Raw genomic sequence first — 11,039 nt, 5'->3', positions numbered from 1 at the left:
GCAATGGAGGACGTTTCGGTGTGACCTTTCGTGTTCGCTGGCGAACGAGCCTGAGTCTCGTCGGGACGGTCATCAAGTATCTGGCCGTCTCGATGCTGGTCCCGCTCGTCGTCTCCCTCATCTACTGGGAGGACATCTGGGTGTTCGTCGTTTCGATCGTGTTGACGGTCGCCGTCGGCCTCAGTCTCGAGCAACTGGACCCGGACCCCGACGTCGAGGCCCCGGAGGCGCTCGCGCTCGTCAGCCTCTCGTGGCTCGCCGTCGCCATCGTCGGCGCGGTACCGTACCTGCTTGCGGGCTACGGCACCGCCTCGACGCTCGCGGACCCGGTGAACGCCCTCTTCGAGTCGATGTCCGGATTCACGACGACCGGAGCGACCGTCATGGGTACCATCGGCTTCGAGCAGCATTCCCACGCGATTCTGATGTGGCGACAGTTGACTCAATGGCTCGGCGGCATGGGTATCATCGTGCTGATGATCGCCATTCTCCCCGAGTTGGCCGTCAACGGGGCACAGTTGATGCAAGCGGAGGCCCCGGGGCCGGAACTGCAGAAGCTCACCCCGCGCATCGCCGAGACGGCGCGGGCGCTGTGGCTGGTCTACTTCGGCTTTACTATCGTCTATATCGCCCTGCTGTACGCGCTCAATATCGTGGGGCTGGCGCCGAACATGGGTCTTTACAACGCCTTCGCCCACGGCTTTACGACGCTTCCGACGGGCGGGTTCTCCCCGGAGGCCGACAGCATCGCGGCCTTCTCGGCGGCCGTCCAGTGGGTCGTCATCCCGTTCATGTTCGTCGCCGGCGTCAACTTCGGGCTGTTCTGGTACGTTCTGCAGGGCGACTTCCGGGAGATGACGGATAACGTCGAATTCCGCTGGTACGCCGGCGCTATCGCGGCGGTCACCGCTGTGCTGGCTGCCCTGCTGTTCTCGGGGTCGGCCCCGGTACTGGACCTCGGCGGTGCGACCCAAGGCGTCACGGAAAACGCCGTTCGACAGGCGCTCTTTCAGGTCGTCTCGCTGCTGAACTCGACCGGATACGCGACGAGCGATTTCGCTCAGTGGGATTCGAACGCACAGATGGTCCTGCTCTTTGCGATGTTCATCGGTGGGTCCGCCGGGTCGACCGGTGGTGGCGTGAAGGTCGTCCGCTGGCTGGTCGTCTTCAAGGGTATTCGCCGTGAACTGTACAGTACGGCGCGGCCGAACGTGGTCGAACCGGTCCGACTCGGCGGCGCTATCGTCGACGAAGAGGCCGTCCGTGGTATCTTCGCGTTCACGGTGCTGTATCTGCTGATGTTCGGCGTCGCGACAGTGCTCATCGCGCTGGACGCGTCCCGAGTCGGCTACGACCTGACCGCGCTGGAGTCACTGAGCGCCTCGATTGCGACCCTCGGGAACATCGGACCGGGCTTCGGTTCGCTCGGCCCGTTCGGGAGCTATCTGGAGTTCCCCGACAGTTCGAAGCTACTGATGGTCCTGCTGATGTGGTTCGGGCGGCTTGAAATCGTGCCTGTCCTGGCCCTGCTCGTGGGAACGACCCGGGAATAATCAGGGCCGGAGGCCGTAGACGAGCGCCCGCCCGAACACGAGCACGGGGATAATTTCGAGGCGACCGATCCACATGTTCAGGACGAACATCGCCTCGGCAAGCGGGTGCATCGACGGTCCGACGATACCGGTCGAGAGGCCGACGTTGCCCTGTGCGCTCGCGACTTCGAAGAGGGCGTCGGCGTAGCTGAACTCCGCGCCGGCCAGATTGACGAGAACGAGACTCGATGCCGCCAGAAGCGCCAACCAGAGGACGGCGACGATGGCGGCCTCGCCGAACTCACGGTTCATCTGGGTTTGGGAGAGTTTCCGGTCGCCGATTTTCGCCATCGCAACGGCACTGTCCGGGAGGAACACCTGCGAGAACTGCCAGCGGATGCCCTTCGCGATGAGGTACGCACGAATGATTTTGATGCCGCCCACGGTCGACCCGGCGGCGCCGCCGAGGACCATCGCGCCGGAGATGAGGAGTTTGCCGCCGGCACTCCAGTTGCCGATTGGTGAGGACTGAAAGCCGGTACAGGTGAGCGCGCTGATGAACTGGAAGGTGCCGTCACGAATCGCGTCGGCCTGTGCGGTCGTGATGAACGGCGCGAGGAGGTCGGGAACAGCGGCCGTACTCCCGAGCGGGCCCGTCTGCCCGACGAAAAGCAGGTTCTGTACCGACAGCACGACGGCGCCGATACCGAGCAGGGCGAACAGCCACCGGGTCTGGAGGTCGGCGAACAGTTCGCGGGGGTCCCGCTCGGAGAGGACGGCGAAATGGATGGGAAAGGCGATGGCTCCGAGGGACATCACCGGCAACAGCACGCCCTCGATGAGCGGCGAGTTGTAGGTGCCGATGGAGTTGTCCGTGACGCTGAACCCGCCCGTCGCGAGGCCGGTCATTGCGTGGTTCAGCGCCTGCCATCCGGCCTCGAAGAGAGTGAGGCCGCTCCCGTAGGCGCTGAGTCGAATCGCGACGAAGAGGGCGAGGACCGAAACGAACGTGTAGGCGACGAAGATTTTCCACACGGTTCGGACCGTCGAGACGATGCTTGGATGGATGCGTCGCTCCCGTGTCTCGCTCTTATAAAGCGTATAGCTCCCGCTTCCGGGCCGCGAAAGGATGGCGACCGTAAGCACGATGACGCCGACGCCGCCGACCCACTGGATGACCGAGCGCCACCACTGAATCGCCCGCGGGAGCGTCGGTTCGTGGACGGCCATCGTGAGGCCGCTGCCGGTCCAGCCGCTCATCGATTCGAACAGCGCGTGGAGCGGATGGCGGAAATACCGCAGGCTGGACGTTTCGAAGCCGGCGGCGCTGGCGGTCGCGGCGGCGACCGACGGGGGTGTGAGGTGTGCGGTCAGGAGGAAGGGAAGCGAGCCGAAGACGGCCGTGAAAAACCAGCCTGCGGCGGCGATAACCATCCCGTGTTTCATCAGCGGGTCCGGCGCGTCGAGGAACCGCAATCGCGTCAGACCACCGATGCCGGCGGTGATTCCGCCGGAGACAAGGAAGGCGAGGGCGGCGTACCATTCCCGGAAGACGACGGCGACGCCGAGGCTGACGGTCATCACGAGCGCCTGTATCAGCAGCAGCGACCCGACGTCGCGAGCGATAATCGCGAGGTCCTGTCTACGTGTCCCCGACATATCAACCGGTGAAAATTTCGAGGACGGATTCGGTGACGCCGCTGGAGGAATACACCGTGACGAGGTCGCCGCCCCGGACGATAGTCCTGCCGCGCGGGGTAATCGGCGTCTCTTCGCTCTCGCGCTCGATGGCGACGATGAGCATATCCTCGGTCAACAGCCCCTGTGAGGCCGCCTCAGCGATGGACTCGCCGTCGATAGGGGCGTCTTCTTCGACTACGATTTCGAAGACTTCGGCCTCATCGCCGATATGCATGAAGTCGACGACCGAGGGCCGTTGAACCGACCGGAAGAGATATTCGGCAATGAGGCTCTGGGGGTTCTGCATCGTGTGGACGCCGATTTGCCGGAAGATGTTCATATGTTCGGGGTCGTGGACGACGGAGACGACCTGCGGGACATCGAACTCCTGAGCGAGCAGACAGACCATGATGTTGGTCGCGTCTCGGTCCGTCGTCGAGATGACCGCATCCGCCCGGTCGGTGCCTGCATCGGCCAGCGTGTCCTTGACCGTCGCATCGTCATTGAGAACGAGGCAGTCGAATCTGCTAGCGGCGTTTTCTGCACGGTTGGCATCGTTTTCGATAACGACGACCTCGTTGCCGCCCTCCGTCGCCATTTCGATAAGTGGCGTCCCGATATCACCAGCACCGACGATGACGATATACATTCGGTCGACGTTCTCCCTGCCGGTTGGAAAAGCTACCGTTACCGCACACCCCGGCCTCGTGGGACAGGTTTTCGGTCCGGCCGCGTCATGGTGACGTATGCGCCGGATTCGACGCCGGGCGGCCTACTATCTGCTCTTCATTAGCGTGCTCATCGTCGTCGCCGCGGTGTTCTACGATGTCGGGATGCGGACCTTCGAACCCGGGCCGTATCCGCCGGAAGGGACCGAAATATCGCTGCTGCACTCGATGCAAATCGTCGTCGAGACGTTCACCGCGACGGGCTATGGGTCGGATGCCCCGTGGCACAGCCCGGAGATGAACGTCCTCGTGATGCTGCTGGACATCACGGGCGTTGGATTGTTCTTCCTCGCGCTGCCGGCCGTCCTGCTGCCGCTGTTCCAGGAGGCGCTGACGCCGTCGCTGCCGACGGCCGTCGACGAGGACCTCTCGGACCACGTCGTCGTCTGTGCGGACACCTCCCGGGCCGAGGCGGCCATCGACGAACTGACCGCCAACGGCGTGGGATACGTGCTGGTCGAACCGGACCGGGACCGTGCCTCCGACCTCAGCGAGGACGGCTACGAGGTCATCCACGGTGACCCCGAAGACAGCGACGCGCTGGCGAACGCCAACCTCGCCGAGGCGCGGGCGCTCGTGGCCGACGTCTCCGACCGCGTCGACGCGAGTATCGTCCTCACGGCCAAGGAACTGGCCGCCGACGTGGAGATTCTCAGCGTCGTCGAGGAGACCGACGTGGCGAGATATCACCGGCTTGCGGGCGCCGACCACGTGCTCACGCCGCGGCAACTGCTCGGCCGGAGCCTCGCCGAGAAGGTGACGACGGCCGTCCGGACGGACCTCGGCGAGGACGTTCAGGTCGGCGAGGATATCGAAATCGCTGAGATTCCGATACGGCAGGGAAGCGACCTGCTCGGCAAGAGCATCGCCGAAAGCGGCCTCCGGGAACGCTACGGGGTAAACGTCATCGGGACGTGGCTCCGCGGGGAGTTCGAAACGCCGCCGTCGGTCGATACGCCGCTCGAACGCGGGACGATACTGCTGGTCGCCGGCGGCCACGCGGAACTGGAGTCACTCAAGGAGGCCGCGTTCTCGACGGTCCGGCGGTTCCGCAACGGCGAGACGCTGCTGGTCGGCTACGGCGAGGTGGGCCGGACGGTCGCCGAGGGACTTTCGGCGGCCGACGTGCCCCACACCATCGTCGACCGGCAGGACCTCGATGCGGTCGACATCGTCGGCGACGCGACGGACCCCGAGACGCTACAAGCGGCCGGTATCGACCGCGCGCGCTCGGTCGTCTTCGCGCTGCCGGACGACACGACCACGGAGTTCGCGACGCTTGTCGTCCGCGACCTCGACCCGTCCGTCGAGGTCATCGCGCGGGCCGAACAGAGTCGGGCCGTGCCCAAAACCTACCGCGCGGGAGCGGACTACGTCCTCTCGTTGGCGACGGTCACCGGCCGCTCTATCGCCAACCGGGTCATCCACGACGAGGAAATCCTCTCGCTTGGGACCAACGTCGAGGTGGTTCGGACCTCGGCGGCCGAACTGACCGGCGAAACGCTCCGGGAGGCACGCGTCCGCGAACGGACCGGCTGTACCGTCGTCGGCATCGAGCGCGACGGCGAGGTGCTAACTGACATCGACCCCGACATGCGGCTCCGAGCGGCAGATACCGTCGTCATCGCGGGCACGGATACGGGAACCAACCGCTTCGCGGAACTGTTCGGGTGAGCGGACGGCTGGTATCCGGCGGCGGTTAGCGAACCCGGAGGTCGTAGCCCTCGTCGGCGTCGTAGACCTCGCTGAACAGGGAATCGACGAAATCGGCGGCGTGTTTGGCGTCGGTGACCGCCGACAGGTAGACGGTGCCCGGTTCGGCCTTGCGCGTGGCCGGTTGTTCGATTTTGAAGACGTGGTACTCGTCCAGCAGGGCCTCCAGTCGCTCGCGTTCGGCGTCGGTCACCGACAGCAGGAGGGTGCGGTCCTCGTAGGTGACGCGTGCGTTGGCGGCCTCGAAGACGACCGACTCGTCGTCCTTGCGTGCGGCGACGATGGCGCCGACCAACTCCCGGCGGCGCTCGGCGGCATCCATGTCCGACACTCGGTCGCGCCCTCACAAGAAGGCGACGTTCGCCGCGTTCAGACAAGCCTTTAACGTCCGGGTGGAAACCGACCGCGTATGAGCCAGCCGAAGATTCTGCTGCTCGGGCCGCCGGGCGCCGGGAAGGGTACTCAATCCAGCAACATCGTCGAGGCGTACGACGTCGACCACGTCACGACGGGCGATGCTCTGCGTGCGAACAAGGACATGGAGACCGAACACGGGACGCCCCGCGAGTTCATGGAGGCCGGCGAACTCGTGCCGGACCCCGTCGTCAACGAGATCGTTCAGGCCGCACTCGAAGACGCCGACGGCTTCGTCCTCGACGGCTACCCGCGCAACCTCTCGCAGGCCGAGTATCTCGACGAAATCACGGACCTCGACCTCGTCGCGCTGCTCGACGTCGACAACGACGAACTGGTCGACCGTCTGACGGGCCGCCGCGTCTGCGACGAGTGTGGCACCAACTTCCACGTCGACTTCGCGCCGCCCGAGGAGGAAGGCGTCTGCGACGAGTGTGGCGGCGAACTCATCCAGCGCGACGACGACACCGAGGAGACCGTCAAGGAACGCCTCAACGTCTTCGAGGAGAACACACAGCCGGTCATCGACTACTACGAGGACGAGGGCGAACTCGTCCGCATCGACGGCGAGGGGACGCCCGACGAGGTCTGGGAGGACCTCAAGGCCGCCATCGAGGACGCGAACTAATCGCCGCTCGGTTTCTCACCGTTCCCGCCACAAGACGGTAGTATCAGCCGACCGTATCGCCAGCAATGCGACGGCAACTCGCGGTCATCGCGGTCTGTGGAATGCTCCTGTTGTCGGGCTGTGCGGCCGTCGAGTTCGACGTCGAACCGACCGCCGGCAACGGCGGGAACGGCGACGGCGGCACCCTCGACGGCAGCGACACCACGGCCTCGGCGCCCGAAGCAGGTAACCTCGAAGTCCACGTCATCAACGTCGGACAGGCCGACGCGACCCTGCTTCGGACCGACGAGGAGACGATGCTCATCGACTCCGGCGGCTGGCGCGACGACGGCGAGACGGTCATCGCGTATCTCGAAGCCCGCGGCGTCGACCGCATCGACCACCTCGTGGCGACCCACGGCCACGCCGACCACATCGGCGGCCACGCGGCGGTCATCGACCACTACGAGACCGAAAAGGACGGCGTCGGCGCCGTCTACGACTCCGGGGTGCCACATACCTCCCAGACGTACGAGCGGTACCTCGATGCCGTCGACCGCCACGACGTCGACCTCTTCGAGGTCGCCTCCGGCGACGAGATTCCGTTCAACGGGACCGGCACGACGGTCCTCAATCCCGAATCCCCGGGCGGCGAGGAACTCCACGCCAACGGCGTCGCCGTCCACGTCGCCGTCGGCGAGACGGCCTTCCTCTTTACCGGCGACGCCGAACGCGAGACCGAATCGGCAATGCTCGACCGCCACGGCGAGGCCATCGAGGCCGACGTCTATCAGGCCGGCCACCACGGCTCCGATACGTCCTCGGGCCCGGAGTTCCTCGATACCGTCGACCCCGAAATAGCGGTAATCTCCTCGGCCTACGACTCCCAGTACGGCCACCCCCACGACGAACCGCTCCAGCGGTTCGCCGACCGTGATGTCCGGGCCGTCTGGACGGCCGTCCACGGCTCCGTCGTCTTCGAGGCCGACGGCGAAACGATATCGGTCCGGACCCAACACGACACCACGACGGACCCGCTCGACATACAGGACGCCGAGGCGGCGACTGCGGAACCGACTGCCCCGACCGAAGAGCGATTCACCATCGGCGACGCGTCGGGCCGAATCGCGCCCGTCGACGCCCGGACCAGCGACACCACGGACGTGACACCATGACTCTGAACGGCACCTACACCGCGACGGTCGACCGCATCGAGGAAGGACAGGCCGTCTTCCTCATCGAGGACGACGGCGAGACGATAGACGAACGGCTCCATCCCGCGCCCGACCTGCTCGAGGGCGTCGAGGAGGGAACCGTCTGCGAGGTAACCTTCGAGGAGGGAGCGCTGGTCGGCATCGAACCGCAACCGGAAACGACCGCCAGTCGACGCCAGCGCATGCGCGAGAAGTTCGACCGCCTCTCGAAGCGGTTGGGCGAAGAGTAACCTCTCGGCACGGACTCAAGGTAAAAGGTTGATTACCCGGCCTTGGCTAATACGGTGTAATGGCACGTACCGCCTCGAAAGTGCAGGAACTCGTCCGGGAGGACGCGGAGATGGAATCGGCCATCGAAACCGTCCTCGACCGGGCCGAGGAAGGGACCGTCTCGTGGGGTGACGTCTCCAACGAACTCACGAGCGGCCAGTGGGGTCGGCTCATCGAGAAGGGGATTCTCGTCGACTCCGACGGCGAGGGTTTCGACGTCGAGGACCCCGAAGGCGTCCGCGATGCGCTGTCGGACGACGAACTCGAAATGCCCGACTCGCCCGACACCGACTCCTCGTGGACCAAATGGGACAAGATGGCTGCCGTCGCCTCGGTGTCGATGTTCGCGGGCTATACCTTCGAGGCCGTCCGCAACCCGCTTGCGGAGGTCATCCACATCGCCCTCGGACCGCTCATTACGACGTTCAATCTCCCCTTCTTCGCCGTCGTGATGGTACTGGCGCTGTTCACTGGCCTCTACTCGACGCTGCTGCAGTCCAACCTGATGAACATGGAGGTCATGGGCAAATACCAGGAACGGATGAAAGAGATTCAGGAAAAGCGCAAGGAGGCCAAGGAACGCGGCGACGAGGAAGCCGTCCAGCGCATTCAGGAAGAGCAGATGGACGCGATGGCCGACAACCTCGGCATGTTCAAAGAGCAGTTCCGGCCGATGGTCTGGATTATGGTCCTGACCATCCCGGTCTTCCTGTGGATGTACGCCATCATCGGCTTCCGCGGGGAACCACTGTATCCGGAACTCGCCAACAGCATCCGGCCGATGGCGCTGCCACTGGCCGGCGAAACCGGCTGGAACACCAGCCTCCTCGGACCGATTCAGACCTGGATCGTCTGGTACTTCGTCTGCTCGATGTGCTTTACCCAGGTCATCCGGAAGGCGCTGAACATCCAGACCACGCCGACGTAATCTAGCGGGGGTCCGCCCCCGGCATCGAAGCCGTTCTTTTCGTGCGTTCCTGTCCGTTGCCCGCCGACGCTCGCCCGGTATGCCAACGATTTCCTCTCATTCCCGTTCGGAAGAGTAACCTCTTTCAATCGCACCGGCGCAGTACTGATATGTTGATAACCATCTCCGGCCCCGCCGGCAGCGGCAAGAGCACGGCCGCCGCCGCGTTGGCCGAGGCGCTGGATTACGACCACATCAGCGGTGGTGACATTTTCCGCGAACTTGCGGCCGAACGCGACATGACGCCGCTCGAGTTGAACAAGGCGGCCGAAGAGGACGACCAGATCGACCGCGACCTCGACCGTCGACTCCGCAACATCGCCGAGACGCGCGACGACGTCGTACTCGAATCCCGTCTGGCCGGCTGGATGGCCGGCGAATACGCCGACTTCCGCATCTGGCTCGACGCGCCGCTTTCGGTTCGTGCCGAGCGAATCGCCGACCGCGAGGACAAATCCGTCGAACTCGCCCGCAAGGAGACGATGGAACGCGGCGACAGCGAGGCCCGCCGATATCTGGAATACTACAACATCGACATCGACGAACTCGGCATCTACGACCTCGTGCTCAACACCGCCCGCCTCTCGCCGGAGGGCGTCGTCGACGTCCTCATGACGACGCTCGAGGCCTACGAGGGCGAGGCCGACGAGGGCAAAGCACCCATCGAAGACGTCCGCTACGAGTTCTAATCATGCGTGAACGTGGCCCGCCCGGGGAACGCGACCCCGAAACGCTGCTTGAGTTCGGCGTCGTCAACCTCGACAAACCGGCGGGCCCCTCCGCCCACCAGGTCACTGCCTGGGTCCGCGACATGGCCGGCGTCGACCGTGCGGCACACGGCGGCACGCTCGACCCCAAAGTGACGGGCTGTCTCCCGATTCTGACCGGCGACGCGCCCCGAGCGGCGCAGGTCTTCGACGACAGCCGCAAAAGCTACGTGAGCGTGCTCGAACTCCACGGCCCGACGCCGAGCGACTTCGAGTCGACGCTCGATGAGTTCGAAGGCCCGCTGTATCAGAAACCGCCGCGGAAATCCGCCGTCGTCCGAAAGCTCCGCGTCCGGACGATTCACAGCCTCGACGCGCTGGAAACCGAAGAGCGCCGCGCGCTGCTGGATATCGAATGCGAGAGCGGGACCTACATCCGCAAGCTCTGTCACGACCTCGGACTGGCGCTGGGCACCGGCGCCCACATGGGCGACCTCCGGCGGACGAAGACGGGCACTTTCGACGACAGCTCGCTCGTCACGCTGCAGGATTTGGCCGACGGCCTCGCCTTCTGGCGTGAGGACGACGACCCCGAACTCCTCAAGGAGGTCGTCCAACCCGCCGAACGCGCCCTCGAACACCTGCCCGAACTGACAGTGGCACCCTCCGCAGCCCGCGAGATTGCTGAGGGCGCACCGGTCTACGCGCCCGGCGTTATTGAGACCGAACTGGGCGACGCTACGGAGGGTGACCTCGTCGCCTGCTACACCCCGGACGGCGCCGCGGTCTGTCTCGGACATCTGGTCGGCGACCCCGACGCCGAGTCCGGGGAAGTCGTCGAACTCGAACGGGTCCTCGTCTGACCGCGAGTCGAAACGAAGAGGTTAAAGGTTCGACCGCCCTCCCTCGAAATACGAGGGACCGTGGGGTAGTGGTATCCTCTGCGCATGGGGTGCGTTGGACCCGTGTTCGAATCACGGCGGTCCCATCCACTTATACGGAAACAACCGTCACAAGACGGTTCTTTATCTCAACCTCCAGCCGGAGGTGTTCGTCATGAGCCGGCCAGAGGAGTCTGCTGACACCGATACTCAGCAGCAGGGCTCCTTCCCGGTCTGTGACACGTGCGGGTGCTTCATCGTCGCCGACGAGCAGGACTGCCCTGCCCTCGACGACGGGAGGTGCCACGCATGAGCCTCTGGCTGGA

The 11,039-nt window shown here is 65.0% G+C and carries 12 protein-coding genes and 1 tRNA gene; 10 read left to right on the top strand and 3 right to left on the bottom strand.

Translation table 11 applies throughout. The annotated features are described in order from the left end of the window. The first annotated feature begins 20 nt into the window (after positions 1–20). Entirely contained in the window at positions 21–1,553 is a 1,533-nt protein-coding gene (locus tag HWV23_RS02910) for a TrkH family potassium uptake protein (protein WP_178288926.1), read from the top strand. Here HWV23_RS02910 and HWV23_RS02905 read toward each other — a convergent pair whose 3' ends face one another. Together HWV23_RS02905 and HWV23_RS02900 are read right to left on the bottom strand one after the other, a co-directional pair. After that, on the bottom strand, positions 1,554–3,191 hold the full coding sequence (locus HWV23_RS02905) for a TrkH family potassium uptake protein (RefSeq protein WP_178288925.1): 1,638 nt from the start codon (positions 3,189–3,191) through the stop codon (positions 1,554–1,556). Position 3,192: 1 nt separating this feature from the next. Continuing rightward, positions 3,193–3,861, bottom strand: coding sequence for a potassium channel family protein (locus tag HWV23_RS02900; protein WP_178288924.1), 669 nt, complete (start codon positions 3,859–3,861; stop codon positions 3,193–3,195). Between the two features lie 97 nt (positions 3,862–3,958). Here HWV23_RS02900 and HWV23_RS02895 point away from each other — a divergent pair, with 97 nt between their 5' ends. After that, positions 3,959–5,614 carry a potassium channel family protein gene (locus HWV23_RS02895; RefSeq protein ID WP_178288923.1) on the top strand — a complete coding sequence of 552 codons (1,656 nt, stop codon included), beginning with the start codon at positions 3,959–3,961 and terminating at the stop codon, positions 5,612–5,614. Positions 5,615–5,639: 25 nt separating this feature from the next. Here HWV23_RS02895 and HWV23_RS02890 read toward each other — a convergent pair whose 3' ends face one another. Next, positions 5,640–5,975, bottom strand: a complete 336-nt coding sequence (locus tag HWV23_RS02890; protein ID WP_178288922.1) for a DUF7975 family protein — start codon at positions 5,973–5,975, stop codon at positions 5,640–5,642. Between the two features lie 87 nt (positions 5,976–6,062). Between HWV23_RS02890 and HWV23_RS02885 the strand changes: the two genes are divergently transcribed. The 8 genes from HWV23_RS02885 (at position 6,063) to HWV23_RS02850 (ending at position 11,026) form a co-directional block, all read left to right on the top strand. Then, positions 6,063–6,695: an adenylate kinase gene (locus HWV23_RS02885; RefSeq protein WP_178288921.1), complete on the top strand. Its 633-nt coding sequence runs from the start codon at positions 6,063–6,065 to the stop codon at positions 6,693–6,695. Positions 6,696–6,760: 65 nt separating this feature from the next. Next, entirely contained in the window at positions 6,761–7,849 is a 1,089-nt protein-coding gene (locus tag HWV23_RS02880) for a ComEC/Rec2 family competence protein (RefSeq protein WP_178288920.1), read from the top strand. Continuing rightward, the gene (locus HWV23_RS02875; protein WP_246282720.1) at positions 7,846–8,118 is read left to right on the top strand and encodes a DUF3006 domain-containing protein; all 273 of its coding nucleotides are present in this window, start codon (positions 7,846–7,848) and stop codon (positions 8,116–8,118) included. The genes HWV23_RS02880 and HWV23_RS02875 overlap by 4 nt, the downstream gene beginning before the upstream one ends. Before the next feature lie 59 nt (positions 8,119–8,177). Next, positions 8,178–9,086 (top strand): DUF106 domain-containing protein, encoded by a 909-nt coding sequence (locus HWV23_RS02870; RefSeq protein WP_178288919.1) that lies wholly within the window; start codon positions 8,178–8,180, stop codon positions 9,084–9,086. A 149-nt stretch (positions 9,087–9,235) separates the two neighbouring features. Further along, positions 9,236–9,814, top strand: coding sequence for a (d)CMP kinase (cmk, locus tag HWV23_RS02865; protein WP_178288918.1), 579 nt, complete (start codon positions 9,236–9,238; stop codon positions 9,812–9,814). 2 nt (positions 9,815–9,816) lie between these two features. Beyond that, positions 9,817–10,695: an RNA-guided pseudouridylation complex pseudouridine synthase subunit Cbf5 gene (locus HWV23_RS02860; RefSeq protein ID WP_178288917.1), complete on the top strand. Its 879-nt coding sequence runs from the start codon at positions 9,817–9,819 to the stop codon at positions 10,693–10,695. 54 nt (positions 10,696–10,749) lie between these two features. Continuing rightward, positions 10,750–10,820 (top strand) — tRNA-Pro (locus tag HWV23_RS02855). Between the two features lie 68 nt (positions 10,821–10,888). Beyond that, positions 10,889–11,026: a hypothetical protein gene (locus tag HWV23_RS02850; RefSeq protein ID WP_178288909.1), complete on the top strand. Its 138-nt coding sequence runs from the start codon at positions 10,889–10,891 to the stop codon at positions 11,024–11,026. Positions 11,027–11,039 lie beyond the last annotated feature (13 nt).

The organism is Natronomonas halophila (assembly GCF_013391085.1).
GTDB lineage: Archaea > Halobacteriota > Halobacteria > Halobacteriales > Haloarculaceae > Natronomonas > Natronomonas halophila.
The sequence above is the reverse complement of the archived record's forward strand: the minus strand, read 5'-3'. Positions and strand labels throughout refer to the sequence as shown.

Coding starts and splice junctions, on each gene's coding strand:
- HWV23_RS02875 (WP_246282720.1), top strand. CDS start 7,846: ATGACTCTGAACGGCACCTACACCGCGACGGTCGACCGCATCGAGGAA.
- HWV23_RS02885 (WP_178288921.1), top strand. CDS start 6,063: ATGAGCCAGCCGAAGATTCTGCTGCTCGGGCCGCCGGGCGCCGGGAAG.
- cmk (WP_178288918.1), top strand. CDS start 9,236: ATGTTGATAACCATCTCCGGCCCCGCCGGCAGCGGCAAGAGCACGGCC.
- HWV23_RS02895 (WP_178288923.1), top strand. CDS start 3,959: ATGCGCCGGATTCGACGCCGGGCGGCCTACTATCTGCTCTTCATTAGC.
- HWV23_RS02860 (WP_178288917.1), top strand. CDS start 9,817: ATGCGTGAACGTGGCCCGCCCGGGGAACGCGACCCCGAAACGCTGCTT.
- HWV23_RS02880 (WP_178288920.1), top strand. CDS start 6,761: ATGCGACGGCAACTCGCGGTCATCGCGGTCTGTGGAATGCTCCTGTTG.
- HWV23_RS02870 (WP_178288919.1), top strand. CDS start 8,178: ATGGCACGTACCGCCTCGAAAGTGCAGGAACTCGTCCGGGAGGACGCG.
- HWV23_RS02900 (WP_178288924.1), bottom strand. CDS start 3,861: ATGTATATCGTCATCGTCGGTGCTGGTGATATCGGGACGCCACTTATC.
- HWV23_RS02905 (WP_178288925.1), bottom strand. CDS start 3,191: ATGTCGGGGACACGTAGACAGGACCTCGCGATTATCGCTCGCGACGTC.
- HWV23_RS02890 (WP_178288922.1), bottom strand. CDS start 5,975: ATGGATGCCGCCGAGCGCCGCCGGGAGTTGGTCGGCGCCATCGTCGCC.
- HWV23_RS02850 (WP_178288909.1), top strand. CDS start 10,889: ATGAGCCGGCCAGAGGAGTCTGCTGACACCGATACTCAGCAGCAGGGC.